Here is a 24,298-nt window from a genome sequence, read left to right as displayed (position 1 = left end):
AACTCACCATGACGAAGACTTCGATCATTTCCCGGATCGCTCCCGTCGCGCTGGCCATCGCCGCGCTGGTCCCGCTGACCGCGCACGCGCACATGACCTGGCTGCTGCCCAACAAGGCGGCCTTCGACGGCAAGGAGCCGGTGGCCTCGTTCGATGCGGCCGTCTCGGAAGACCTGTTCAACTTCGAGCGTGCGCTCAAGCTGGAGACGGTGCGCGTCACCGCGCCCGACGGCAAGACCGTCGAGGCCGAGAACCGCAGCGCCGCCCGCCACCGCGAGAGCTTCGACGTGAAGCTGACGCAGGACGGCACCTGGCGCGTCAGCAACGTCAGCCAGTCGATGATGGGCGCGTACAAGGTGGGCGGCGAAACCAAGCGCTTCCGCGGCACGCGCGAGAGCTTCGCCAAGGACGTGCCGGCCGATGCCGAGGTCACCGCGCTGACGGTGATGAGCAACCGCCAGCAGACCTTCGTCAGCAAGGAAGAGGCCGGCAAGGTCGACTTCAAGCCCGAGGGCGACGGCCTCGAATTGCTGCCGCTGGGTCCGGTCACCGACCTGAGCCACGGCGACAAGACGAAGTTCCGGCTGGTGCTGGACGGCAAGCCGGCCGCCGACGTGCAGCTCAAGCTGATCCGCGAGGGCAACCGCTATCGCTACAAGTTCGGCGAAGTCGAGCTGAAGACCGATGCGAAGGGCGAGTTCACGGTCGAATGGACGGAGGCGGGCCGCTACTTCATCGGCGCGAGCACCGGACCCGCGCGCGGCCCGAACGCGCCCACCGGCACGCGCGAAGCGCCGGTGCAGCGCGCCAGCGTGAGCGCCACCTTCGAGGTGCTGCCGAAGTGAGCGTGACGGGCGGAACGATGACGACGCGGGGCGCGGTCACCGCGCTCGAGCCGCGCGTCCTTGTTCCGCTGCGTATCGAGGGCGAGCCTCCGGCGCTCGGCCAGGCCGTGCATGCGCTCGCCGGCGAGACGATGGGGACGACCTGGTCCGTGCGTTTCATCGGTCCGGCGGGGCTGCGCCTCGCGGCGATCGAAGCCGCCGTCGGCCAGGCCTGCGACGACGTCATCGCACAGATGAGCAGCTGGGACGCGGGCTCGGACCTCAGCCGTTTCAATCGCGCGGCGGCGGGCACGGCATGTGCGCTGCCGGATGGTCTCGCCGTTGTCGTCGACGCGGCCCTGCGCATCGCCGCCGGCAGCGACGGCGCCTACGATCCGACGGCCGGCGCGCTCGTGGCGTTGTGGGGGTTCGGGCCGTCGGGCGAGACCGCCCTCGCGCCGCGCCACGACGCGCCAAGCTTCCGCGCGCCGTCGCCCGAGGACTGCGATCGCGTCCACTGCGGCTGGGAGTCGCTGCCATGGGATGGCGCGCGACGCGTGCTCACCCAACCCGGCGAGGCGACGTTGGATCTGTCAGCGATCGCCAAAGGCTTTGCGGTCGATCGCGTGTCCGCCGTGCTGACCTCGCTCGGTCTGCCGGACCACCTCGTCGAGATCGGTGGAGAGCTGCGCGGCGCCGGGCTCAAGCCGGAAGGTCAGCCCTGGTGGGTCGATCTGGAGCCGCCGTCCACCGACAGCGGCCTCGCGCCGGTGCGCATCGCCCTGCACGGTTTGTCCGTGGCGACGTCCGGCGACTACCGGAAGTTCTTCGACGAGGCTGACGGGTCGCGTCGTTCCCACACCATCGATCCGCGCAGTCGACGGCCGATCGAGCACGGGCTGGCATCGGTCACCGTCGTGCACGACAGCGCGATGTGGGCCGACGGCTGGTCGACGGCACTGATGGTGCTCGGACCGGAAGAAGGCCTCGCGCTGGCGGAGCGCCTCGGGTTGGCCGCGCTGCTGGTGCGGCGTCGTGCGCCGTCGGAAGGCGGTGGCTTCGAAGAGCGTTTCTCCTCGGCGATGCGTGCGCTGATGCTGTGATGTCCTGATGGCTGCGATCCTGTCCCGACCCGCGACGGCCTTGCTGCTGGTCGCGCTCTACCTGCTGATGTGCGCGGCGGTCTGGTGGCGGCATCGCCGCCGGCTGCGGCAGGCGGCCGATGCCGCCGCGGCGCTGTTGCCTGCCGCCGACGCCGGCCCCCCGGTGCTCGTCCTGCATGCGAGCCAGACCGGCCAGGCCGAGGAGATCGCCTGGCAGACCGCCAGAGCCCTGCACCTGGCGGGGATGCCGGTGCGCGTCGCCGCGCTCGGCGAGATCGATCGCGACGCGCTTCGCGGCGCGCGGCATGCGCTGTTCATCGCCAGCACCTACGGCGAAGGCGATGCGCCGGACAGCGCCGCGCCGTTCGCGCGTGACCTGATGTCGGCGGACGGGTCCGCGCTGGACCTGTCGTCGCTCGAAATCGGCGTGCTGGCGCTGGGCGATTCGACCTACACGCACTACTGCGGCTTCGGCCGCGCGCTCGATGCCTGGTTGCGCGAGCGCGGCGCCAGGCCGATGTTCGACCGCATCGAGTCCGATCGTGCCGACGAGCACGCGCTGGCGCAATGGCGCCAACGGCTCAGTCACTTCGCGGGCACCGCCGATCTGGCGGAATGGGAGACGCCGGTCTTCACGCCGTGGCGCCTGCGCGCGCGTCGGCATCTGAATCCGGGGAGCCAGGGCGGCCCGGTGTTCCATCTGGAACTGACACCGGCGGACGGTTCGCCGCTGCCGGCGTGGGAGGCGGGCGATCTCGTACAGGTGTGTGTCGAGGTCGATCGCGACGCCGGCGCCGACAACGATGCCCAACGACCGCGCGAATACACGATCGCCTCGCTGCCTTCCGACGGATGCGTCGAGCTGATGGTCCGCCGCACCACGCGCGAGGACGGCACGCCGGGGCTCTCGTCGGGCTGGCTGACCGGAGGACTGCCGCTCGACGGCACGGTCGCGATGCGTCTGCGCGCGCATGCGAGCTTCCGCATCGGCGCCAACGCCGATCGCAGGCTGATCCTCGTCGGCAATGGCACCGGCCTGGCGGGACTGCGCGCGCATCTGAAGGCACGCGCGGCGATCCGCATGGACACGATGGCCACGACGAACGCACCCGCGTGGCTGCTCTTCGGCGAACGCCAGTCGGCGCACGACGCGCACTACCGCGACGAGATCGACACCTGGCAGCGCGACGGCCTCATCGCTCACGCCGACTGGGCCTTCTCGCGCGACCGGGCCGGGCGTGTGCACGTGCAGCACCTGCTCGAGCGGCACGCGCAACGCCTGCGCGAATGGATCGCGGACGGCGCGGCGCTCTACGTCTGCGGCAGTCTGCAGGGCATGGCCGGCGCCGTGGACGCGGTGTTGCGCGAGACGCTCGGCGACGCCGATGTCGACGGCCTCATCCGCGATGGCCGCTACCGCCGCGACGTCTACTGAGCACGCCGTCGACGAGGCGCGCGCGATGCGATGACCACGGGGAACCCCGTAGGCGGAGACCTGCGGCACGCGTAGGACACGCGGAGATTGATGCGCGCCTGCGACAAACACGGGGCTCGACGTTGACTTCGGGGCCGTTTCCCCCCCGGTAAAGCCTTCTCAATGACAGAGGTGCGCAGTACCATTGCCCGCGCAGGGTGCCATCGAGTACCGAAGGCGTCAGACCTTCACCAGGGCCCGGCACATCAACAACCCTTGATGGAGAGAATCGACATGGCAACTGCGAAGAAGGCTGCGCCCGCCAAGAAGGCGGCACCGGCCAAGAAGGCGGCTCCGGCGGCGAAGAAGGCCGCCGCTCCCGCGAAGAAGGCGGCACCGGCGAAGAAGGCCGCGCCCGCGACGAAGGCGGCAGCTCCTGCGAAGAAGGCTGCCGCGCCCGCGAAGAAGCGCACCCCCAACGCCGCCTTCATGAAGGCCCTGACCCCCAGCGCCGCGCTGGCCGCGATCGTCGGCGACAAGCCGCTGCCGCGGACCGACGTGGTGAAGAAGGTCTGGGAATACATCAAGAAGCACAACCTGCAGGACCCGGCGCAGAAGCGCGTCATCAACGCCGACGCCAAGCTGAAGGAAATCTTCGGCAAGGCCAAGGCCGACATGTTCGAGATGACCCGCCTGATCAACAGCCACCTGAAGGATTGAGCGGCCAGGGCCGAAAGGCTCTTCCGCATTCCGGACAAGGCCCGCCTCGCGCGGGCTTTTTTGCGTCCGTGCCGGCCGTGTTCAGAGCCGCTCGAGCGCCGCGCGCAGTTGGCGCACGTCGATGGGCTTGAGCCAGTAATCCTGGAAGCCGGCGGCGCGTGCGCGCTGGCGCTGGTCGTCCATCACGTCGGCGGAGAGCGCGATGCAGCGCAGCGTCGCGAAGCGCGGCTCGGCGCGCACCAGCGCCATCAGCTGCAGCCCGTTCATGTCGGGCAGGTTCATGTCCATCAGCACCAGCGAGGGCGTGACGCGCGACAGCGCTTCCATCGCCTGCGCGCCGGTCTCGGCAATGTCCAGCGTCCAGCCGGGCATCAGGCGGAACACCTCCTCCATCAGCACGATGTTGATGCGATCGTCCTCGACGTAGAGGACGTGACGGGCGGCGGCGGTGGGGGACGACATGGCGATGGCGGGCAGGTGTGTTGAAACGATACCAGCGAATGCCAGGTGACGGCAGCGTTGTCCATGCGCGCGGCGCTTCTACCCCGGGTGTGCGAACTGCGAGATCGGTGTGACAAAAACCACGCCAGGACACACCCCCGGCTGAGGGGGACGGCCAGGAACCACGGGGCTTCGCTCCCTACACTGCCCCTCAAGACCTGTCACATCCGGTGATTCAAATCGACGGACGGATACAGGAAGACTGCCGGCAAGGCCCGACCCCGACGAGGTGTTCTCGCGGAGGCGGCCGCCGAATAAAGAGACTGGTCATGTCGTTGGTCGCCGCATTCGCGTTGGCCGCGTCCACAGCGACGCTGCCGAACTGCTCCTGGGATCGCCCCGGGGTCAATCCCTTCATGGGGGATCTGGTCGCTGCCGTGGACCGGTACAAGGACATCCCGGCGGCGACGCGTGCGAAGCTGAAGGCCCGCATGACGGCGCGTCAGTACGACGAGATCGTCGACATCCACCGCGACCGCATCGTCGGCCGCTACGACTACGGCAGCGAGATCCGCGACATGCACTTCGGCGCCGGCTCGATCTGCCAGACCGTCACGCGCGGGAAGTGGACCGACCAGACCCTGGAGCGCGGACTCGTGTATTGCGAGGACGGTCAGTGCATCCTGGTGCCGACGGTCTGCCGCAACGTGAGCCGGATCTCGCGCGGCAAGCTGAAGCCCGCGGCGGGCGGCGCCCAGACGGCGAAGAATGAAGAAGAACCGCTGATGTTCGAACCGCCGGCGGCCGGTGCGCCGGACGGCGGCGCCGGGGACCCGGGCAGCTTCGCGCGCACGGCCGCCTTGCCGCCGACGGCGACCTCCGACACCAGCCTGCTCGCGCCCACGCCGGGTGGCGGCAGCGGCGGCGCGGTGGGCGGCGGGGTCCCGTCGTCCGGCGGCGGTCCCGGCGTGATCACCTTGCCCCAGATTCCCCAGAACAGCGGCGGCAATGGCGGCACCCTGCCCGTCGTGCCCAGCGTTCCGGAACCGCAGACCTGGCTGCTGTTCGCGTTGGGAATGGGCGCCCTGGCGTTCGTCGCCAGGCGCCGGACGGCCTGAGTCGTCGCCCTCAGCCGCGCGCGAGCAGCGGCTTCAGATAACGGCCCGTGTGGCTCGCTTCGCAGGCGGCGACGTCTTCCGGCGTGCCGGCGACGAGCAGGCGTCCACCGCCGGAACCCCCCTCCGGTCCCATGTCGAGCAGCCAGTCCGCCGTCTTGATGACGTCCAGGTTGTGCTCGATGATGACGATGGTGTTGCCGGCGTCGCGCAGCTGATGCACGACCTTCAGCAGCAGCGCGATGTCCGCGAAATGAAGACCCGTCGTCGGCTCGTCCAGGATGTAGAGCGTGCGGCCGGTGTCGCGCTTGGACAGCTCCAGCGCCAGCTTCACCCGCTGCGCCTCGCCGCCCGAGAGCGTTGTCGCACTCTGCCCCAGCTTCACGTACCCCAGGCCGACGTCCATCAGCGTCTGCAGCTTGCGCGCCAGCGTCGGCACCGCGCTGAAGAAACTCAGCGCATCCTCCACCGTCAGGCCCAGCACCTCCGAGATGTTCTTGCCCTTGTAGAGGACTTCCAGCGTCTCGCGGTTGTAGCGCTTGCCGAAGCAGGTGTCGCAGGGCACGTAGACGTCGGGCAGGAAGTGCATCTCCACCTTCAGCACGCCGTCGCCCTGACAGGCCTCGCAGCGGCCGCCGGCGACGTTGAAGCTGAATCGTCCCGCGCCGTAGCCGCGCTCGCGTGCGGTGGGCATCTCGGCGAACAGTTCGCGGATCGGCGTGAACAGGCCGGTGTAGGTCGCCGGATTGGAGCGCGGCGTGCGGCCGATCGGCGACTGGTCGACGTTGATGACCTTGTCGAAGGCGTCCATGCCCTCGATCTCGTCGTACTCGGCCGGCTCGGCATGGCTCTGGTAGAGCTTGCGCGAGACAGCCGCATAGAGCGTGTCGTTGACCAGCGTGCTCTTGCCCGAACCGGACACGCCCGTCACGCAGGTCAGCAGCCCGACCGGGAACTCCGCGGTCACGCCCTTCAGGTTGTTGCCGCGCGCATTGACGATCTTCAGCGTGCGCGGATCGGGGCTGTCGGACAGCGTGTGGCGCTTCTTCGGCACCTCGATGCGTTCGACGCCGCTCAGATAACGGCCGGTCGACGATGCCAGATTCGCCGCCACTTCCTCGGGCGTGCCTTGCGCCATGATCCGGCCGCCGTGCACGCCCGCGCCGGGACCGAGGTCCAGCACGTGGTCCGCGGCGCGGATCGCATCCTCGTCGTGCTCGACGACGAGCACCGAGTTGCCCAGATCGCGCAGCCGTCGCAGTGTGGCGATCAGGCGGTCGTTGTCGCGCTGGTGCAGGCCGATGCTGGGCTCGTCCAGCACGTACATCACGCCGGTCAGGCCCGAGCCGATCTGCGACGCGAGCCGGATGCGCTGCGCCTCGCCGCCGGACAGCGTGTCGGCGCTGCGGTCCAGGCTCAGGTAGTTGAGACCGACATCGTTGAGGAAGTGCAGCCGCGAGGCGATCTCGCGGATCACCTTGTCGGCGATCTCCGCTTTCGCGCCCTTGAGCTTCAGGCCCTCGAAGTAATGCAGCGCCTCGCGCAGCGTCGCGTGCTCGACCTCGTAGATCGGCTTGCCGCGTTCGCCTTCGGCGGCCTCGGCCGGCTGCAGCAGCACATTGCGGGCCTCGCGACGCAGTCGTGAGCCCTCGCACTGGGGGCAGGGCTTGGCACTCTGGTAGCGCGCGAGTTCCTCGCGCACCGCGGCCGAGTCGGTCTCGCGATAACGACGCGTGAGGTTGGGCAGGATGCCCTCGAACGGGTGCGCGCGCTTGACGCTGCGCTTCTTCCCGTTCGCGCCTTCGGCCTCGTAGGTGAAGCTGATCTCGTCCTCGCCGGAGCCCTGCAGCAAGACCTGGCGCGCCTGCTCGGGCAGTTCCTCGAAGGGCAGCTCGATGTCGAAGCCGTAGTGCTTGGCGACCGTCTCCAGCATCGAGAAGGTGTAGGCGTTGCGCCGGTCCCAGCCCTTCACCGCGCCGCTGGCGAGGCTCAGCGTCGGGAACGCGACGACGCGCTCCGGATCGAAGACGGTGACCTGGCCCAGACCTTCGCAGGCGGGGCAGGCGCCGACCGGCGAGTTGAACGAGAACAGCCGCGGTTCGAGTTCGGGCAGCGAGTAGCTGCAGATCGGGCAGGCGAACTTGCTGGAGTAGATCGCCTCCGTGCTGGTGTCCATGTTCAGCACCAGCGCGCGGCCGTCGGCCAGGCGCAATGCCGCTTCGAAGCTTTCGGCCAGACGCTGGCGCAGGGTGTCGGCGCTGTCGTGGCGCAGCTTGATGCGGTCGACGACGACGTCGATGTCGTGCTTCTCGGCCTTCTTCAGCGCGGGCAGTTCGGTGACCTCGACGGTCTGGCCGTCGACGCGAAAGCGCACGTAGCCCTGTGCCTGCAGGTCCTGGAACAGTTCGACGAACTCACCCTTGCGATCGCGCACCACCGGGGCCAGCACCATCAGGCGCGACTCGTCCGGCATGGCGAGCACGGCGTCGACCATCTGGCCCACGCTGGACGCCTCCAGCGGCAGGTGGTGGTCGGGGCAGAAGGGCGTGCCGGCGCGCGCATACAGCAGGCGCAGGTAGTCGTGGATCTCGGTGACGGTGCCCACCGTCGAGCGGGGGTTGTGGCTGGTGGCCTTCTGCTCGATCGAGATCGCCGGCGACAGGCCCTCGATGACATCGACGTCGGGCTTGTCCATCAGCTGCAGGAACTGCCGCGCGTAGGCCGACAGACTCTCGACGTAGCGGCGCTGGCCTTCCGCATACAGCGTATCGAACGCCAGCGAGGACTTGCCCGATCCCGACAGGCCGGTGATGACGACCAGCTGGTTGCGCGGCAGGTCGACGTCGATGTTCTTGAGGTTGTGGGTGCGCGCGCCGCGCACGCGGATCATGGGGATCTCGCCGACCGGTCGCATCGCCTGCCCCAGGTAGCGGCCAGAGTCCGCCAGCCCGGCGCCGGGCTCGGACGGGGCTGGAGGAACGGGCGGGACGGGCGGGACTTTCGTGGACATGGGGGGCCGGACACAACTGGAGGCGAACTCGTGATGATAGGGCCAGGGGCGATCACGCGCCGACCCTTGCTGACACCGGCTGGCAGCGGGAAGATTGCCCGAAATCCGTCCTGCCGACCCCGTTGTTGCGGGGGATCGCCGATTTTCCGGACGTGCAGAATCGACCACCCCCTACAGCCCGTTTTTCTTGATGAAGCTCAAAGCGCCATCGCTGTCGCTGCGCAGTGTGATCCTGCTCGCGGTAGTGATCGGCATCGCCGTGCCGGCGCTGGCGCTGGTGGCGTTCAGCGACGCCTTCATCCGGCGCAGCCTGGAGCCGGTGCTGGAAGGCCAGCGCGCGGCCGTGCTGACGCTCGCCGCGAACGGCCTGGCCGAGCCGCTGTGGACGGTGGACAGCCCGGCGGTGCAGCGGGCGCTGGATCAGCTGCTGTCGGACGTGAACGTCTGCGCGGTGGAACTGAGCGAGGAACGCGCCGACACCCGCGACATCGTCCGCGCCAAGTGCAGCCCCGGCTGGCCCACGGTCACGCTGGCGGCGACCATCCAGCGCGACGGCCAGGTGCTGGGCAGCCTGCGGGTGCAGTTCGACGACGCGGCGCAGGAGCGCATGCTGGAAGAAGGCCGCCGCCAGACGGCGCTGATCGTGGCCTTCCAGGTCGCGGCGGGCGTGGTCATCGTGCTGCTGGTGTTCTATCTGCGCCTGGTGCGCCCGATCGACCGCCTGAAGCGGCTCGCGAGCGCGATCGCCGAACGCCAGCCTGTGCCCCGCCTGCGCTGGAACCGCAAGGATGAACTGGGCCAGCTGGGCGTGCACCTGGACCAGATGGGCCAGCAGATCGCGGGCCTGTTGGCGGACATGGAAAGCAAGAACGCGCAGCTGCATCAGCTGGCGATGTACGACCATCTGACCGGGCTGCCGAACCGGACGCTGTTCCGCGAGGTCTTCCTGCACGAGGCGGCGGTGGCGCGACGGGATCAGACGCACCTGGCGCTGCTGTTCGTCGACCTGGACCGCTTCAAGGCGATCAACGATTCGCTCGGCCATGCGGCCGGCGACCGCATGCTGCTGCAGGCCAGCGAACGGCTGCGCCAGGCGGTGCGGGAGTCGGACCTCGCCTGCCGCGTCAGCGGCGACGAATTCCTGCTGCTGATGCGCGATTCCAGTGAACACGTCGGGGTGGCCGCGCAACGCCTGATCGAGGCGCTGAACGCGCCGCTGCAGCTGGAAGGGGGCGTAGCGAGCGTGTCGGCCAGCGTGGGCATCGCGCTCTTCCCGCGCGACGGCGACGACTTCGACACGCTGGTCCGGCACGCCGACCTGGCGATGTACCGGGCCAAGCAGATGGGCCGGTCGCGCTACAGCTTCTTCCAGCAGGACATGGACGCGGCCGCGGTGGAGCGCATGGAGCTGGAGCGCGAACTCAAGCTGGCGCTGGAGCGCGACGAACTGCTGCTGCATTACCAGGCCGTCGTCGACGCCCGCACCGGGGAATGGTCGGGACTGGAGGCGCTGATGCGCTGGCAGCACCCGCAGCGCGGTCTGGTGATGCCGGGCCAGTTCATCGAGCTGGCGGAAGAGACGGGACAGATCCTGGCGCTCGGCTGGAGCACCATCGAGCAGGCCTGCGCGCAGCTGGCGCGCTGGAAGGCGGCGGGGCGGCATCCGGGACCGATCTCGATCAACCTGTCGGCCTTGCAGTTCCGCGAGCCGCGACTCGCCGAGCGGATCGCCGAATCGATGCGTCGCCATGCCGTGACCCCCGGCGAACTGGCGATCGAGCTCACCGAGAGTTCGCTGCTCACCGACACCGAGACCGTCCTGCAGACCTTGTCGCGCCTGACGGACCTCGGGCTCAGCCTGTCGGTGGACGATTTCGGGACGGGGTATTCCTCGCTCGCCTATCTGAAGCTGCTGCGGCCGGCGCGTCTGAAGATCGACCGGGCCTTCGTCCGGGACCTGCCCACCAGCGCCGACGACCGCGCGCTGGTGCGCGCCATGATGGGCATGGCCGAGGCGCTGGGCATCGACGTCGTGGCGGAAGGCGTCGAGACCGAGGCGCAGCGCGACGCGCTGCTGGCGCTGGGCTGCTGGCAGCAGCAGGGCTACTTCTATTGCCGGCCGCAAGCCGCCTCGGCGCTTGAAGCGCGGCTGGCCGCCTGGCCGCCCCAGGCTGGGGCGTCGCGCGTCGCGCAGGTCTGAGACCGCCCCCCTGACTTCCGTTCAGCGGGCTGATCCGCATTTCGACGCGCGATTGCGGCAATTCGTCGCGTCCGGATGGTCTTGTCATTTCCGGCGGCGCACAGTCCATCCTCGTCGACCTTCCAGGACAGGAAAGACGCCGCAGGGGACCACCATGACCGACACCGCAAAGACCTTCCTCACCGCCCTGGCCGCCGTGGCCAGCGCCGCCGTCATCGCCCTGTGGCTGGCGGACGTGAACGAGGCTGCGCGTCCGTCCGACACCCTGCCCCTGCACTGGGCCGAGCAGACCATGCCGGGACGACCTCAGGCTGATCACGCCGATCAGGCCAGCAAGCCGCGCGGATGACCGCGTTGCCTGCGCTCCGATAGACGCCACGCTTCCCCCCGGCATTTCGAAGCCCGCCTGACCAGCGGGCTTCTTTTTTTGTCTGCTCAGCAGGCTCGCGTTTTATGACCGTTTGGTGTGTCCGCGGTGTCCGACGTGTCCGCGGACACGGACTGCACGATCGCCCAGAACATCGATGGCATGGGGCCTGCGGGCGATCGGGACTTGCGGTTCATCCATTCGTCGCGACTCTGCGCAGTTCACGCCGCCGCCGCGCGCATTCGTCGCTTGTGCCTCGCGGAGCGGGGCCGCAATGACGACACTGACTTCACTGACACACGCAACCCCTTCCAGGAGATCGCCATGAGCACCACCACTTCCAAGACCCGTTCCACCCGCCGCCCGCGCATCGGCATGACCGGCGGCGCGAGCTTCAAGGCGTTCGCCTTCGGCATCGGCGCCACGCTGGCGATCGCGTTCAGCCTGCTGCACGTGCAGGAACAGCGCGAGCAACGCGCCGCCGTCATCACGCTGGATCCGGTCGTCATCACCGCCAAGCGCACCCAGCTGCCGACCGTCTACATCACCGGCCGGCGCGACACCTCGGCCGACGGCCAGCGCCTGGCGTCGGCCGCGCAGGTCGGCTGCACGACCCAGCTCTGCTGAACTCCTGCGGTTGCGCTGTCACGGCGGCGACCGCGGCTGATCAGCTGTAGCGTCCGCCAACGACAACGCCCGGCAATTGCCGGGCGTTGTCCTTTTTGTGGGTCAGTCCTCGCTCAACACGCGCAGCAGCGCGTCGCCGTAGGCTTCGAGCTTCTTCGCGCCGATGCCGCTGATGCCGGACATCTCCTCCAGGGACCGCGGCTGCGCCCGCGCCAGTTCCGCGAGCGTGACGTTCTGGAAGATCACATAGGCGGGCAGCCCGTGCTCGCGCGCCACGTCGGCGCGCCAGGCCTTGAGCGCGTCGAAGCGCACCTGCGCCGCCGCGTCCAGGTCGGTCTCCGCTTCCGAGCGCCTGGCCATCGCGGCGCCGGTGCGACCGGGCTTGCTGCGTTTCGCCGGCTTGGCGGGCTGGCGCAGCAGCATCTGCACTTCGCCGCGCAGCACCGCCTTCGCGCCACCGCCCAGGGAGAGGGTGTTGTACTCGCCTTCCGTCACCGCGTAGCCGAGCGCGATCAGCTGGCGGATCACCGCCCGCCACTGCTGCTCGCTGAGCGAAGCGCCGACGGCCCAGGTGCTCAGCTCGTCGTGGCGGTACTGCTTGACCTTGTCGGTCTCCTTGCCGCGCAGCACGTCGATCAGGTGGCCGGAACCGAAGCTGAAACCCGTCACCTGATGGAAACGGTAGATGCACGACAGCGCCATCCGTGCCGCCTCGGTCGCGTCCCAGGTCGCCGGCGGTTGCAGGCAGTTGTCGCAGTTGCCGCAGGGCCGGCTCTCCTCACCGAAGTAGGTGAGCAGCCGCACGCGGCGGCAGTCGATGGCCTCGGCCAGCGTGAGCAGCGCGTCGAGCTTGCCGCGCTGCACCTGCTTGAATTCTTCGGTGGACGGGCTCTCGTCGATCATGCGGCGCTGCTGGACGACGTCGGCCAGCCCGTAGGCCATCCAGGCCTGGGCCGGCGCGCCGTCGCGGCCGGCACGGCCGGTCTCCTGGTAGTAGCCTTCGATGTTCTTGGGCAGGTCCAGGTGGGCGACGAAACGCACGTCGGGCTTGTCGATGCCCATGCCGAAGGCGATGGTCGCGACCATCACGATGCCGTCCTCGCGCAGGAAGCGGTCCTGGTGGCGGCGGCGCTGGTCCTGCTCCATGCCGGCGTGGTACGGCAGCGCGTTGATGCCCTTGGACTTCAGCCAGTCGGCGGTCTCGTCGACCTTCTTGCGGCTCTGGCAGTAGACGACGCCGGCGGCGTCCTCGTGCTCGTCCTGGATGAAGCGCAGCAGCTGTTCGCGCGGGCTGTCCTTCTCGACGATCAGGTAGCGGATGTTGGGACGGTCGAACGAGGCGACGAAGACCCGCGCTTCTTCCAGCTGCAGCCGCTCGATGATGTCGGCGCGGGTGATGTCGTCGGCGGTGGCCGTCAGCGCGATGCGCGGGATGTCGGGGAAGCGCTCGTGGAGCAGGCTGAGCGACAGGTACTCGCTGCGGAAGTCGTGGCCCCACTGGCTGACGCAATGGGCCTCGTCGATCGCGAAGAGGCTGAGCTTGCCCCGCTCGTTCAGCGACTGCATCTGCGCGATGAAGCGGGCGGTGTTGACGCGTTCCGGCGCCGCGTACAGCAGCGTGATGCGGCCGGCGAGCATCTCGCGCTCGATGCGCTGCGTCTCCTCCAGGGTCTGCGTGGAGTTGAGGAAGGCGGCGCTGACGCCGGCCTCCTCGAGGGCGCCGACCTGGTCGTGCATCAGGGCGATCAACGGACTGACGACCACGGTGACGCCATGGCCGGCGCGCTGGCGCGCGATCGCGGGGATCTGGTAGCAGAGCGACTTGCCGCCGCCGGTGGGCATGAGGACCAGCGCATCGCCGCCAGCGGTCACGTGGTCGACGATCGAGGCCTGCTGGCCGCGAAAGGCGCTGTAACCGAACACCTCTTGCAGGATGGCTAGCGGGACGGGATGATGGTTGGACGAACTCATGGAGCTCTCGATTGTCCTGTACATCGGCGGGTCCGCAGTCGACCCGGTCTTGCGCCGGTCCTGATCGGGCCGGGATACGGCGCCGGGAAGGTGCAGAGCGATACCGAACTTTCACAGCACAGGCAGACACGTCGACATGATTGCTGCGCCGTTGCCCGAAGACGAGAACGCCCGCCTGTCCACACTGCGCGTGTTGCAGGTGCTGGACACGGCGCCCGAAGAGCGTTTCGACCGCCTGACGCGGATGGCCAGACGGCTGTTCCAGGTGCCGATCGCGCTGGTGAGCCTGGTGGACGCGGACCGGCAGTGGTTCAAGTCGGCGCAGGGCCTGGACGAGCCGGAGACGCCGCGCGACGTCAGCTTCTGCGGTCACGCGATCCTGTCGGACGACATCCTGCTGATCCCCGACACGCATGCGGATCCGAGGTTCGCGGACAACCCGCTGGTGACCGGCGGTCCGATGATCCGTTTCTACGCGGGCTGTCCGGTGCGCGCGCCGAGCGGACACCGGCTTGGCACCTTGTGCCTGATCGACCGCGCGCCGCGCGGTTTCGACCTCGACGACCAGGCGACGCTGCGCGACCTGGCCTACATGGTCGAACAGCAGTTCGCTGCGATGTACATGGCGATGGTCGACGAGCTGACGGGACTGGCGAACCGGCGTGGCTTCGAGTCGCAGGCTGGGCATGTCCTGGCACTGTGCCGGCGCCATCAGTGGCCGGCGACGATGCTGTATTTCGATCTGGACCGTTTCAAGCACGTGAACGATCGCTACGGCCACGCGGAGGGCGACTGGGCGCTGAAGTCCTTCGCGGACATCCTGCGTTTCTGCCTGCGGGCGTCGGACGTGGTGGCGCGCACCGGCGGGGACGAATTCGTGGCGCTGCTGAGCGGCACGGCGACCGAGCAGATGGCGCCGGCGCTGGCGCGGATCCGGACGCAGGTCGGCGCGCTCAACCTCCGGGCACAACGGGGCTATGCGCTGGCGTTCAGCGTGGGCGACGCGGCGATGTCGGGAGAGGAGCCACTGGCGCTCGAAGAGCTGATGCAGCAGGCCGATGCGGCGATGTACGCGCACAAGCAGTCCGGACGGCGGATGAACGGCGCCGGGGCCTCCTGATTCAGGTTGTTCGCTGACTGGGGCGAGGCATCAAATCTGCGTTTTCGAGCAATCGCTGCGGGTTGGGGTGGGCGGCATAATCCGCTCCCTGCACACCGTTTTCAGCCCGTTGATTGGCACGATCTGGGCGATTGGTGGCGCGAGATTTCCTGTTTCGAACAATCCAACCATACGCAAGCGAAGGCAACCATCATGGCCTCGGTCAACAAAGTCATCATCCTCGGCAACCTGGGCCGTGATCCGGAACTGCGCTACACGCCGAGCGGCAGCGCGGTGTGCAACGTGAGCATCGCGACGACGCGCAACTGGAAGAGCCGTGAAGGCGGCGAGCGCCAGGAGGAGACCGAGTGGCACCGCGTGGTGTTCTACGACCGTCTGGCCGAGATCGCCGGCGAGTACCTGAAGAAGGGCCGCCCGGTCTACGTGGAAGGCCGTCTGAAGACCCGCAAGTGGCAGGACAAGGAAGGCAAGGACACGTACACCACGGAAATCATCGCCGAGCAGATGCAACTGCTGGGTGGCCGTGACGGCGGCGATGAGATGGGGGGTGGCGGCGGTGGCGGCTACAGCCGCGAGCGCTCGTCCGAGCGCAGCGGCGGTGGTGGCCAGGGCGGCGGCAGCGGTCGCGACAGCGGCGACTTTGACGCCCCGCGCGCGCCGGCGCCTCGCGCCGCAGCCCCCCGCGCCCCGGCTCCCGCGCCCAAGGCCGCGACGGGCTTCGATGACATGGATGACGATATTCCGTTCTAAACGCAATCGAGCGCAGGTTTGATTGGCATCCGGCCCGCCGCTCAACGCTGCGGGCCATTTTTCTGCCTTGGTGTCTTGCATCCATCCGTCTCGATGACGCTGTTCGTGAGGGCTTATGAAGAAGGAACTGATTCCACAAATTGCATAAGAGCTTCGAGGACAGCGCTCGACAGAACGAAGGCGTGGAGTTCTGGCTGGCTCGGGAACTGCAAGATCTGCTGGGCTATGCGCAGTGGCGCAACTTCGCAAAATGGTCGAAATCGGCTCGCAGGCCGAGAGGCCCGTCGAAGACATTGCCTTGACCCGCTACGCCTGCTATCTGATCGCCCAGAACGGCGACCCTCGAAAGGACTCGATCGCATTTGCGATGACCTACTTCGCGGTGCACACACGCAAGCAGGAGCCGATCGAGACCCGTATTGCCGAATGGGAGCGTCTGCAGGCCCGCGAAAAGCTCACGTGGTCACACCCCCCGTTTCAACATGGACCAGCGCTTCTCCCCCACCTTGAAATCCCTGCAGGACCATTGGCGCCCCCAACGGCACTTGCGTCTGGCACCTGGCCTGCTGGCGGAGGAGATCAACGACTTCGAACGTCGCCATGCCATCCGCCTTCCGGAAGATTTCGCGGCTTACCTGCGCCTCGCGAACGGTTTCAAGGCGGCAGGCACCTGGGATGATTGCGACGACCAGGCGTTCCAGTTCTATCCACTGCAAGACGAATACCTCGTGCAGTCCGGATATCTCAAGTTTCGCGAGGAGGTCGTCCGCATGGACGACTACGGCATCTGCGTCGATCCCGACGGAGCCTTGGGATCGGTCGTGGCCCTCTATGGCGAGGGCCGGATCCGGCCGATCGCGCCAAGCTTCTCCGCCTTCATCGCGCTGTACATCGCGGATGACGGCGTGCTTTACGGCGGCGGCGCCTCGTGAAGTTGGAACCCCCGCTCGCCCGAACGCGACTGACCGACGCTTCCTGCCCGTCGCCAACGAAGATGACGGATGTCAGGTCGTCGAGGCGGCTGTAACGGGCGTGCACTTTCCATCCGTTCGTGCACGGGACCAACCTACGTCGGCGCGGCGTCTCCGCAAATGCCGATCAGCAACACGACGATGCGACGGGCAGGAGGCACCCTCGGCGCCTCCGATGGTCAGGACTGGACGGCGACCGTCAGGTCCAGCTCCACGCTCGCGCCCTTCGGTAGCGCATACACCCCGACCGAGGTCCGCGCATGCGTTCCCGCGGGACCGAGGATCTGCACCAGCAGTTCCGACGCGCCGTCGGCCACCTCGCTGAGCTGGGTGAAGTGCTCCGCACACTGCGTGAACACGTTCAGGCGCAGGATCTGCTGCACCGCGTCCAGCGATCCGAGCGAACGCTGCAGCAGCACCAGCGCGCGCATCACGCAGATCTTCGCGGCCAGTTGCGCGCGGGCCAGGTCCACCTCGGTGCCGACGCGGCCCGTGACCACGACCGTGCTGCCCACGCGCGGCACCTGGCCGCTCAGGTGGATCGTGTGGCCGTCCCGGGTCAGCGGCTGGTAGTTGCCGCCGGCCTTGATCTCGCCGTCGAAGTCGTAGCCCAGCTGCTGGGCGGCCTGGGTGAGGGCCTGGTCTCTGCTCATGGTGTGCTCGTGGAAGGGGAGTCGCCCCATTCTCACGCGATCACCCCTTGCGATCCGTCCTCACATCCATCACGACCAGACCGGCAAGCATCACCAGCGGTAATAGCAGCGACCAGAATTTCCACCCCGCATACGCGAACGCCCCCGACAGCGCGCCGACCGCAAACGCCAGCACCGGCCAGATGAAGCGCTTCAGCCGGTCACGCACCTCCGGGCCGGCGGCGCCGCGCAGCAGGTCGACGCCGTCGATCACCACCTGCGTGACGTTGCCGGTCATCACCGTCGTCGGCGTCAACGCCGGCCAGGCCAGGCGACCCGCCGCGTTCTGCACGGCCATCGCGGCCGTCATGAACAGGCCCGTCGCCATCGCCCACGGCGCCTCCGGCGCGAGCACCGCGCCCGCCGGCACGCTGCAGGCCAGCGCGACCGCCAGGAAGAGCGTCTGCATCACCAGCAGCGGTCGGCTCGCCACCGTCTTCGTCCGCTCACAACGCAAGGCCACCAGACGCGCGAGCGCCACCGCCAGGATGAAGGTCGGGAACACCAGCAACTTGAGCAGCACGCTGTTGGCGCTCGCGCGGCTCAGCTCCGCGCCGATCAGCACGAAGTTGCCCGTCACGTGCGCCGTGAACAGCCCGAACAGCGCGACGAAGCCCACCGTGTCCACATAACCGCCGATGAAACCCAGCGCGAGGCTCGCCAGCAGCAGCTTCTTCGCGCCGGTCATGCCGCCCCCTTGCGCTCAAGCACCGCGATCCGCGCCGCCATCGCCAGCCCGCAGATCAGCCCGAGGTGTTCGAAGAACGCGTTCTTCGCCATGAATCGCGCCTGCCCGCTCAGGTCCCAGAAGTTGTTGGCCACCCCCATCGCCACCAGCGTCAGCACGCCCAGCGCGCCGGCCGCCAGCCACACCTGGCGGTTGACGATCAGCAGCACCGAGCCGATCAGCTCGACCGCGATCGCCAGCACCGCCCACAGCGTCGCCGGCTGCAGGCCGAAGTGCGCCTGCTCCGCCACCGCGCCGGGGAAGTCCATCGCCTTGTCGACCCCGCCGATGAGGTAGGCCGAGGCCAACCCCACCCGAAGCAGGCACCCGAAGGTGGGCCAGTGCAGGATCGCCTTCACCCATCGCGGGGCGGCGGAGGAAGACGTCTTCATCGCTCGGAACTCGCTCATCACATCTCGCTCATTGCATGTCGACCCTCACAGTCGACCGTCTCTTGACGACCGTCACACCGCTCGTCACACCGCCCAGCAGGCGCATCCCAACGCGCCCCAGAACCCGCGCAGATCCGACGCCGGAATCTCCGACGCCCATGCGTTCGCGTGCGCATGACCGTGGACGCCGCAGGCGGTGTCGCAGCACGCGACGCGTTGCATCGCCGCCTGCAGCGGCCTGCCTTCGCTGCCGGACACCCCCCAGGCGCCGTAGCCGCCGAAGCGCCGCACCGGCGACCAGTCCGGCATCGCCGGCGGCGGCGCGGAGTCGTCGAGTTCGGCGAACTCGCCCGCGCCCCACACGACCTTGCCGCCGACCATCGTCAGCAGCGCGCTGGTGTCGGCGATCTCCGACTCCGGGCAGCCGAAGAAGTCGCGGTCCGGCACGACCAGATCGGCGAGCTGGCCTGCGGCGATCTGGCCCTTGTTGCCCTGCTCGTTCGAGAACCAGGTGACGTTCTCCGTCCACATCCGCAGCGCCGCCTCGCGGTCCAGGCAGTTGCGTTGCGGCGTGATCTGCAGCCCGCCGACGGTGCGCCCGGTCACCATCCACGACAGCGACACCCACGGGTTGTACGAGGCCACCCGCGTCGCGTCCGTGCCCGCCGAGACCTTCATGCCCCGGCGCAGCATCTCGGCCACCGGCGGCGTCGCCTCGGCGGCGCGCGCGCCGTAGCGTTCGACGAAGTACTCGCCCTGGTAGGCCATGCGGTGCTGCACGGCGACGCCGCCGCCGAGCGCAGCGATCCGGTCCATCGAGCGCGTCGAGATCGTCTCCGCATGGTCGAAGAACCAGTTCAACCCGTCGATCGGCGTGTCGCGATGGACCTTCTCGAAGACATCGAGCGAGCGCGAGATCGTCTCGTCGTAGGTCGCATGCATGCGCCACGGCCAGCGGTTCTGGACCAGGATGCGCACGACCTCCTCCAACTCGCCTTCCATCTGGCCGGGCAGGTCCGGCCGAGGCTGGCGGAAGTCCTCGAAGTCGGCGGCGGAGAACACCAGCATCTCGCCCGCGCCGTTGTGCCGGAAGTAGTCGTCCCCCTGCTTGTAGGTGACCGACTGCGCCCAATGGAGGAAGTCCTCCTTCTCCTGACCCGCCTTCTGGGTAAACAGGTTGTAGGCCAGTCGGATCGTCAGCTGTCCGGCCTCGGACAGCTTCTGGATGATCTGGTAATCCTCGGGATAGTTCTGGAAGCCGCCGCCGGCGTCGATCGCGCCGGTGACGCCGAGCCGGTTGAGCTCGCGCATGAAGTGCCGCGTGCTGTTGAGCTGGTACTCGGGCGGCAGCTTCGGGCCCTTGGCCAGCGTCGCGTAGAGGATGGACGCGTTCGGCTTGGCCAGCAGCAGGCCTGTCGGATTGCCGGCCGCGTCACGCAGGATCTGGCCGCCCGGTGGTTCGGGTGTCTCGCGCGTGTAGCCGACGGCCCGCAGCGCGGCACCGTTCAGCAGCGCGCGGTCGTAGAGGTGAAGCAGGAACACCGGTGTGTCCGGCGCGATGGCGTTGAGCTCATCGATCGTCGGCAGCCGCTTCTCGGCGAACTGGTGCTCGGTGAAGCCACCCACCACGCGCACCCACTGCGGCGCGGGCGTGACGTCGACCTGCGCCTTCAGCATGGCCATCGCGTCGGCCAGGCTGCGCACCCCGTCCCAGCGCAGCTCCATGTTGAAGTTGAGCCCGCCGCGGATGATGTGCAGGTGGTTGTCGATCAGGCCCGGCAGCACGCCGCGGCCCTTCAGGTCGATGCGGCGCGTCGAATCGCCGGCCAGCGCCAGGATCTCCTGGTTCGCGCCGACGCTCAGGAAGCGGCCGTCCTGGATGGCCACGGCCGATGCGGTCGGCCGCGTGCGGTCCAGCGTCGTGAAGCGGCCGTTGAACAGCACGAGATCGGGGGTGGTCGTCTCAGACATCGTGGGTCTCCGCCTTGGCCGGTGTTGCGGCCTTTGCCTGCGCCTGGTCGCATCCGGGCATCTGCCCGAACATGTGCGGCCGCACCTTCTGTTCGATCCAGCTGGCCTGGTGCGTGTCGCGCTGCAGCCATTGGCGCACGAGCGGCGGGATCTGCTCGCCGGCGAGGATGCCGAGCAGGCCCACCAGCGCGATCACCGGCGGCGCCGGCGATCGCACGTTGAGCACGCCGTAGATCACCCCGACCAGCAACCCGACGGCGGCGGACAAGACATATGCATTCAAGGGAACCGCCTTTCTGCGGGGGTGCCGATCCGGGGCCAGGCGTCGGAAGAGACGCCTGAGGAGGGCGATCAGCCCTCGTGGGCGTTGAACATCGACTTGGCGTAGTTGATGCCGATGCCGTACGAGCCGCCGACCTTCTTCGCGATGCCGGTGGTGAGGTCGTAGGTCTCGCCGCGCGCCCAGTCGCGCTGCAGTTCCAGCAGGTACTGCAGCGAGGTCATCGGCTGCGCGCCGGCCTGCACCATGCGCTCGACCGCACGCTCATGCGCCTCGGCCGAGACGTCGCCGCAGGCGTCGGTGATCACGTAGACCTCGAAGCCCTGGTCGATCGCCGACAGCGCGGGACCGACGATGCACACGCTGGTCCACAGGCCGGCCAGCACGATGCGCGGCTTGCCGATGCGGTTGATCTCCTCGATCACCGCGGCGTCCTCCCAGGTGTTCATCGACGTGCGATCCAGCAGCTTCTGGCCGGGGAAGGGCGCGGTGATCTCCTCGAACATCGGGCCGGAGAAGCTCTTCTCCGCCACCGTGGTCAGGATGGTCGACACGCCGAAACCGGCGGCAGCCTGGGCCACCAGCGACGCGTGGGTGCGCAGCTCGTTGGCGGAGATCGAGTGCGTCGCGAAGGCCATCTGCGACTGGAAGTCGATCAGGACCAGCGTGTGGTCCTTGGGGTTCAGCAGCTTGGCGCCGGGGGCGGCCTTGGCGGTCGGGGTCATGGGACTCTCCTTCGGGGAATGAGGCAAGGATCAGGACTTGGCGAAGGCCAGCAGGTCGGCGTTGAGCTGGTCCTTGGCGGTGGCGGCCAGGCCGTGGCTGCCGCCCTTGTAGACCTTGAGCGTGGCCTTGGGCGCCAGCTTCACCGAGAGCTCGGCGGAGTTGCCGATGGGCACGATCTGGTCGTCGTCGCCATGGATGATCAGCGTGGGCACGGTGATTTTCTTGAGGTCGTCGGTGAAATCGGTCTCGGAGAACTGCTTGATGCAGTCGAACTGCGCCTTCAGCGAGCCCTGCATGCCCTGCAGCCAGAAGCTGTCGCGCATGCCTTGCGAGACCTGCGCGCCGGGACGGTTGGCGCCGAAGAACGGCGTGGTCAGGTCCTTGTAGAACTGCGAGCGGTCCTTCTGGACGCCGGCGCGGATGCCGTCGAACACGTCCTTGGGCAGGCCGTTCGGGTACGCGGCGGACTTCATCATCGTCGGCGGCACGGCGCCCACCAGCACGACCTTGGCCACGCGCTTGGTGCCGTGACGGCCCACGTAGCGGGTGACTTCGCCGCCGCCGGTCGAGTGGCCGACCAGCATGGCGTTCTTGACGTCCAGCTTGTCGAGCACCGCGGCCAGGTCGTCGGCGTAGGTGTCCATGTCGTTGCCGTTCCAGCTCTGGCTGGAGCGGCCATGGCCGCGGCGGTCATGCGCGATCACGCGGAAGCCGTTCTGGCCCAGGAACAGCATCTGGTCTTCCCAGGCGTCGCTGCTCAGCGGCCAGCCGTGCGAGAAGACGACCGGTTGGCCGCTGCCCCAGTCCTTGTAGAAGATCTGGGTACCGTCTTTGGTGGTGACATAGCTCATGGGGGCTCCTGGCAGGGTGTGGTTGGAAGCAGTGGAAGCGGCCGCGCGTGTCGCGGCGTCGGCGCCGTCGGCCAGCGCGAGCGGCAGCGCCGCGGCGAGCGCGAGCTGACCGCCCATCGCGAGCACGTCGCGGCGGCTGAGGTCCGTGGGGATCGAAGGGATCGTCATCGAGGGTCTCCGGGGGATCTCCTCATCGTAGGAATCGCCTCCCTTCGGAACCAGCCGCCGATGGTGCATCTGAGGCTCTCCCGTCGGAGGCAGACGCGCGTGACGCGGCCGTTACAGCCGGGACCGGACGGACTAGAGGCGCGTTACTGGCGCATTCAGGCGCACTACAGGCGCAGAAGGCCGCGCTTGAGCGCGAGCACGACGGCATGCGTGCGGTCGCGCGCGTCGAGCTTGGACAGGATCATCTTGACCCGTGCCTTGATGGTGTCCTCGGACAAGGAGAGCAGGCCGCCGATCTCGCGGTTGCTGCGGCCCTGCGCGATATGCTCCAGCACGTCGATCTCGCGACCCGACAGCTGTTCCTGGCCGGCGTGGGCGGCGATCTCCTGCGCGACCTCGTTGGGGATCCAGCGGTTGCCGCGATGCACGGCGCGTATCGCGTCCAGCAGCTCGGTGCGCAACTGCGTCTTCAGCAGGTAACCGCTGGCCCCCAGCTTCAGCGCCTGCCAGGCCTGGCCGTCGGACTTGAAGGTCGTCAGCACGATCACCCGCGCCGCGGGGCTCAGCGCGCGCAGTCGCGACAGCGCCTCCAGCCCGTCCATGCCCGGCATCTGGATGTCCATCAGCGTCACGTCGGGGCGCAGGCGCTCGAAGGCCTGCAGACCGTGCCAGCCGTTGTCGGCCTCGCCGACCGGCGTCATGTCCGGCTGCTCGCCCAGCACCGCCGCGATGCCCTCCCGCATCAGCGGGTGGTCGTCGACCGTCAGGACGCGGATGGGTTCGGACGCGGGCACCATGGCGGCGATCATAGGCGCGACCCCCTCCCGTCGTCCCTCTTCCAGGGGGGCCATACCCTTTCGGGTAAATGTTGTCGACTCGACCGGGGCTATCGCAGTGCAGCATCGCTTCCGATGATCGGGCGTCTCTCCGGGAAGCGCTTTCAAAGCCTCCCCCGGCGTTCCTGTCCTCAACGGTCCGCTGCTTCCCTTCACCCCCTTCACCCCCTTCACCGCCGGGAGCCGTCCATGTCCCTGTTCGAGCGCCTCCATGCCGTTCCGGACGCCGTCCTCGACGCGATCGTCCTCCACCGCAACCCGCTGCTGCGCGCTGGCATCGCCGCCGCGCTGTCACCGTTCTTCCGCTCCCACGACGCCGGGGACGACGCCGGCCTGATCGCCGAGTCCGGCGTGCTGCCGACGCTCGCCGCGGGACCGTCCGGCCGTGCCGAGCCGATCCGGCTCGTCGTCGCCGACCATGACGGCGCGCTGCAGGCGCTGGCGGGGGCGCCCCGACGGACCGTCGGCCGGGTCGGCGGGCTCGCCGGCATGGGTGGCATCGGCGGCGGCGTGCCTGGGCCGCACTGGCTGGTCGTCAGTCCCGTCGTGCATGGCGGCCGGGTCCGGCAGGCCATGGCCGCGGGCGCGCTGGGCTACGTCCATGCCGCCTGCGCCCTGGAGGAACTGCGCGACGCCGCGCGCGCCGTCGCCGCGGGTCGGCGCTACCTGTGCCGCACGGCGGCCGGCGCGGTCGCGGAGGGCTGGCTCGGCGACGACCTCACGCCGCGCGAGCGCGACGTGCTGCGCATGCTGTGCCTCGGGCTGGACAACAAGTCCATCGGCCTGCGGCTGGGTGTCGCGGCGGGCACGGTCAAGACGCATGTGAAGACGCTGCTGCAGAAGCTGGGTGCACGCAGCCGTACGCAGGCGGCCACCGAGGCGCTGCGCCGCGGGCTGCTCGACGATGAGCCGCTGATCGACGACCCCTTCCCGCAGGCGGCGCGGCCCGCCGTACCGGCTCCGGCGCAGGGGCCCGGGTCTGGGCGCTACGTCCTCCGCACGCTGCCCGTCGCGTGAGCCGG

The 24,298-nt window shown here is 68.7% G+C and carries 23 protein-coding genes; 12 read left to right on the top strand and 11 right to left on the bottom strand.

Annotated features, from left to right (window positions below):
* Nucleotides 1–8: 8 nt before the first annotated feature.
* The 4 genes from PV762_RS21145 to PV762_RS21130 all read left to right on the top strand — a co-directional run bounded on the left by PV762_RS21145 (nucleotide 9) and on the right by PV762_RS21130 (nucleotide 4,061).
* Nucleotides 9–845: a DUF4198 domain-containing protein gene (locus tag PV762_RS21145; RefSeq protein ID WP_421036972.1), complete on the top strand. Its 837-nt coding sequence runs from the start codon at nucleotides 9–11 to the stop codon at nucleotides 843–845.
* Between the two features lie 17 nt (nucleotides 846–862).
* Nucleotides 863–1,927 carry an FAD:protein FMN transferase gene (locus PV762_RS21140; protein WP_421036971.1) on the top strand — a complete coding sequence of 355 codons (1,065 nt, stop codon included), beginning with the start codon at nucleotides 863–865 and terminating at the stop codon, nucleotides 1,925–1,927.
* 7 nt (nucleotides 1,928–1,934) lie between these two features.
* Nucleotides 1,935–3,362 (top strand): sulfite reductase subunit alpha, encoded by a 1,428-nt coding sequence (locus PV762_RS21135; protein ID WP_421036970.1) that lies wholly within the window; start codon nucleotides 1,935–1,937, stop codon nucleotides 3,360–3,362.
* A gap of 273 nt (nucleotides 3,363–3,635) precedes the next feature.
* Entirely contained in the window at nucleotides 3,636–4,061 is a 426-nt protein-coding gene (locus PV762_RS21130) for an SWIB/MDM2 domain-containing protein (RefSeq protein ID WP_331616094.1), read from the top strand.
* Nucleotides 4,062–4,142: 81 nt separating this feature from the next.
* Here the strand turns inward: PV762_RS21130 and PV762_RS21125 are convergent, their stop codons facing one another.
* A complete protein-coding gene (locus PV762_RS21125; RefSeq protein ID WP_421036969.1) occupies nucleotides 4,143–4,523 on the bottom strand; it encodes a response regulator in 381 nt (126 codons plus the stop codon).
* Between the two features lie 308 nt (nucleotides 4,524–4,831).
* Here PV762_RS21125 and PV762_RS21120 point away from each other — a divergent pair, with 308 nt between their 5' ends.
* On the top strand, nucleotides 4,832–5,620 hold the full coding sequence (locus PV762_RS21120) for an MHFG family PEP-CTERM protein (protein ID WP_421036968.1): 789 nt from the start codon (nucleotides 4,832–4,834) through the stop codon (nucleotides 5,618–5,620).
* 10 nt (nucleotides 5,621–5,630) lie between these two features.
* Here the strand turns inward: PV762_RS21120 and uvrA are convergent, their stop codons facing one another.
* On the bottom strand, nucleotides 5,631–8,627 hold the full coding sequence (gene uvrA / locus PV762_RS21115) for an excinuclease ABC subunit UvrA (protein ID WP_421036967.1): 2,997 nt from the start codon (nucleotides 8,625–8,627) through the stop codon (nucleotides 5,631–5,633).
* A 190-nt stretch (nucleotides 8,628–8,817) separates the two neighbouring features.
* Between uvrA and PV762_RS21110 the strand changes: the two genes are divergently transcribed.
* The 3 genes from PV762_RS21110 to PV762_RS21100 all read left to right on the top strand — a co-directional run bounded on the left by PV762_RS21110 (nucleotide 8,818) and on the right by PV762_RS21100 (nucleotide 11,821).
* Entirely contained in the window at nucleotides 8,818–10,827 is a 2,010-nt protein-coding gene (locus PV762_RS21110) for a putative bifunctional diguanylate cyclase/phosphodiesterase (RefSeq protein ID WP_421036966.1), read from the top strand.
* 154 nt (nucleotides 10,828–10,981) lie between these two features.
* Complete coding sequence (locus PV762_RS21105) at nucleotides 10,982–11,176, top strand: hypothetical protein (protein WP_421036965.1); 195 nt, start codon at nucleotides 10,982–10,984, stop codon at nucleotides 11,174–11,176.
* A gap of 342 nt (nucleotides 11,177–11,518) precedes the next feature.
* The gene (locus PV762_RS21100; protein WP_421036964.1) at nucleotides 11,519–11,821 is read left to right on the top strand and encodes a hypothetical protein; all 303 of its coding nucleotides are present in this window, start codon (nucleotides 11,519–11,521) and stop codon (nucleotides 11,819–11,821) included.
* Nucleotides 11,822–11,923: 102 nt separating this feature from the next.
* Here the strand turns inward: PV762_RS21100 and recQ are convergent, their stop codons facing one another.
* Nucleotides 11,924–13,792: a DNA helicase RecQ gene (gene recQ / locus PV762_RS21095; protein ID WP_421036963.1), complete on the bottom strand. Its 1,869-nt coding sequence runs from the start codon at nucleotides 13,790–13,792 to the stop codon at nucleotides 11,924–11,926.
* A gap of 136 nt (nucleotides 13,793–13,928) precedes the next feature.
* On the opposite strand from recQ, the gene PV762_RS21090 reads away from it, so the two are divergent.
* The 3 genes from PV762_RS21090 (at nucleotide 13,929) to PV762_RS21080 (ending at nucleotide 16,594) form a co-directional block, all read left to right on the top strand.
* Nucleotides 13,929–14,912, top strand: coding sequence for a sensor domain-containing diguanylate cyclase (locus tag PV762_RS21090; protein WP_421036962.1), 984 nt, complete (start codon nucleotides 13,929–13,931; stop codon nucleotides 14,910–14,912).
* Nucleotides 14,913–15,104: 192 nt separating this feature from the next.
* Nucleotides 15,105–15,662, top strand: coding sequence for a single-stranded DNA-binding protein (locus PV762_RS21085; protein ID WP_421036961.1), 558 nt, complete (start codon nucleotides 15,105–15,107; stop codon nucleotides 15,660–15,662).
* A 482-nt stretch (nucleotides 15,663–16,144) separates the two neighbouring features.
* Complete coding sequence (locus PV762_RS21080) at nucleotides 16,145–16,594, top strand: SMI1/KNR4 family protein (RefSeq protein WP_421036960.1); 450 nt, start codon at nucleotides 16,145–16,147, stop codon at nucleotides 16,592–16,594.
* A gap of 218 nt (nucleotides 16,595–16,812) precedes the next feature.
* On the opposite strand, the gene PV762_RS21075 is transcribed toward PV762_RS21080, so the two are convergent.
* From PV762_RS21075 to PV762_RS21040, 8 genes are all read right to left on the bottom strand, one after another.
* Nucleotides 16,813–17,286: a RidA family protein gene (locus PV762_RS21075; RefSeq protein WP_421036959.1), complete on the bottom strand. Its 474-nt coding sequence runs from the start codon at nucleotides 17,284–17,286 to the stop codon at nucleotides 16,813–16,815.
* Between the two features lie 40 nt (nucleotides 17,287–17,326).
* The gene (locus PV762_RS21070) at nucleotides 17,327–18,013 is read right to left on the bottom strand and encodes a YoaK family protein (RefSeq protein WP_421036958.1); all 687 of its coding nucleotides are present in this window, start codon (nucleotides 18,011–18,013) and stop codon (nucleotides 17,327–17,329) included.
* Nucleotides 18,010–18,462: a DoxX family protein gene (locus PV762_RS21065; RefSeq protein ID WP_421036957.1), complete on the bottom strand. Its 453-nt coding sequence runs from the start codon at nucleotides 18,460–18,462 to the stop codon at nucleotides 18,010–18,012. Before PV762_RS21065 ends, PV762_RS21070 begins: the two co-directional genes overlap by 4 nt.
* A gap of 66 nt (nucleotides 18,463–18,528) precedes the next feature.
* A complete protein-coding gene (locus tag PV762_RS21060; protein WP_421036956.1) occupies nucleotides 18,529–20,415 on the bottom strand; it encodes an amidohydrolase in 1,887 nt (628 codons plus the stop codon).
* Complete coding sequence (locus tag PV762_RS21055; RefSeq protein ID WP_421036955.1) at nucleotides 20,408–20,698, bottom strand: XapX domain-containing protein; 291 nt, start codon at nucleotides 20,696–20,698, stop codon at nucleotides 20,408–20,410. The genes PV762_RS21060 and PV762_RS21055 overlap by 8 nt, the downstream gene beginning before the upstream one ends.
* 68 nt (nucleotides 20,699–20,766) lie before the next feature.
* Complete coding sequence (locus tag PV762_RS21050) at nucleotides 20,767–21,420, bottom strand: hydrolase (RefSeq protein WP_421036954.1); 654 nt, start codon at nucleotides 21,418–21,420, stop codon at nucleotides 20,767–20,769.
* A gap of 30 nt (nucleotides 21,421–21,450) precedes the next feature.
* Nucleotides 21,451–22,440 (bottom strand): alpha/beta fold hydrolase, encoded by a 990-nt coding sequence (locus PV762_RS21045; protein ID WP_421036953.1) that lies wholly within the window; start codon nucleotides 22,438–22,440, stop codon nucleotides 21,451–21,453.
* A 164-nt stretch (nucleotides 22,441–22,604) separates the two neighbouring features.
* Nucleotides 22,605–23,237, bottom strand: a complete 633-nt coding sequence (locus PV762_RS21040; protein ID WP_421036952.1) for a response regulator — start codon at nucleotides 23,235–23,237, stop codon at nucleotides 22,605–22,607.
* Nucleotides 23,238–23,465: 228 nt separating this feature from the next.
* Here PV762_RS21040 and PV762_RS21035 point away from each other — a divergent pair, with 228 nt between their 5' ends.
* Nucleotides 23,466–24,293 (top strand): response regulator transcription factor, encoded by an 828-nt coding sequence (locus PV762_RS21035; RefSeq protein ID WP_421036951.1) that lies wholly within the window; start codon nucleotides 23,466–23,468, stop codon nucleotides 24,291–24,293.
* Nucleotides 24,294–24,298: the final 5 nt, after the last annotated feature.

This window comes from Mitsuaria sp. CC2 (assembly GCF_048957715.1).
Classification (GTDB): Bacteria; Pseudomonadota; Gammaproteobacteria; order Burkholderiales; family Burkholderiaceae_C; genus Roseateles.
The sequence above is the reverse complement of the archived record's forward strand: the minus strand, read 5'-3'. Positions and strand labels throughout refer to the sequence as shown.

Coding starts and splice junctions, on each gene's coding strand:
- uvrA (WP_421036967.1), bottom strand. CDS start 8,627: ATGTCCACGAAAGTCCCGCCCGTCCCGCCCGTTCCTCCAGCCCCGTCC.
- PV762_RS21060 (WP_421036956.1), bottom strand. CDS start 20,415: ATGTCTGAGACGACCACCCCCGATCTCGTGCTGTTCAACGGCCGCTTC.
- PV762_RS21040 (WP_421036952.1), bottom strand. CDS start 23,237: ATGGTGCCCGCGTCCGAACCCATCCGCGTCCTGACGGTCGACGACCAC.
- PV762_RS21070 (WP_421036958.1), bottom strand. CDS start 18,013: ATGACCGGCGCGAAGAAGCTGCTGCTGGCGAGCCTCGCGCTGGGTTTC.
- PV762_RS21105 (WP_421036965.1), top strand. CDS start 10,982: ATGACCGACACCGCAAAGACCTTCCTCACCGCCCTGGCCGCCGTGGCC.
- PV762_RS21140 (WP_421036971.1), top strand. CDS start 863: ATGACGACGCGGGGCGCGGTCACCGCGCTCGAGCCGCGCGTCCTTGTT.
- PV762_RS21100 (WP_421036964.1), top strand. CDS start 11,519: ATGAGCACCACCACTTCCAAGACCCGTTCCACCCGCCGCCCGCGCATC.
- PV762_RS21130 (WP_331616094.1), top strand. CDS start 3,636: ATGGCAACTGCGAAGAAGGCTGCGCCCGCCAAGAAGGCGGCACCGGCC.
- PV762_RS21135 (WP_421036970.1), top strand. CDS start 1,935: ATGGCTGCGATCCTGTCCCGACCCGCGACGGCCTTGCTGCTGGTCGCG.
- PV762_RS21110 (WP_421036966.1), top strand. CDS start 8,818: ATGAAGCTCAAAGCGCCATCGCTGTCGCTGCGCAGTGTGATCCTGCTC.
- PV762_RS21145 (WP_421036972.1), top strand. CDS start 9: ATGACGAAGACTTCGATCATTTCCCGGATCGCTCCCGTCGCGCTGGCC.
- PV762_RS21090 (WP_421036962.1), top strand. CDS start 13,929: ATGATTGCTGCGCCGTTGCCCGAAGACGAGAACGCCCGCCTGTCCACA.
- PV762_RS21120 (WP_421036968.1), top strand. CDS start 4,832: ATGTCGTTGGTCGCCGCATTCGCGTTGGCCGCGTCCACAGCGACGCTG.
- PV762_RS21035 (WP_421036951.1), top strand. CDS start 23,466: ATGTCCCTGTTCGAGCGCCTCCATGCCGTTCCGGACGCCGTCCTCGAC.
- PV762_RS21065 (WP_421036957.1), bottom strand. CDS start 18,462: ATGAGCGAGTTCCGAGCGATGAAGACGTCTTCCTCCGCCGCCCCGCGA.
- PV762_RS21085 (WP_421036961.1), top strand. CDS start 15,105: ATGGCCTCGGTCAACAAAGTCATCATCCTCGGCAACCTGGGCCGTGAT.
- PV762_RS21080 (WP_421036960.1), top strand. CDS start 16,145: ATGGACCAGCGCTTCTCCCCCACCTTGAAATCCCTGCAGGACCATTGG.
- PV762_RS21045 (WP_421036953.1), bottom strand. CDS start 22,440: ATGACGATCCCTTCGATCCCCACGGACCTCAGCCGCCGCGACGTGCTC.
- PV762_RS21125 (WP_421036969.1), bottom strand. CDS start 4,523: ATGTCGTCCCCCACCGCCGCCGCCCGTCACGTCCTCTACGTCGAGGAC.
- recQ (WP_421036963.1), bottom strand. CDS start 13,792: ATGAGTTCGTCCAACCATCATCCCGTCCCGCTAGCCATCCTGCAAGAG.
- PV762_RS21050 (WP_421036954.1), bottom strand. CDS start 21,420: ATGACCCCGACCGCCAAGGCCGCCCCCGGCGCCAAGCTGCTGAACCCC.
- PV762_RS21075 (WP_421036959.1), bottom strand. CDS start 17,286: ATGAGCAGAGACCAGGCCCTCACCCAGGCCGCCCAGCAGCTGGGCTAC.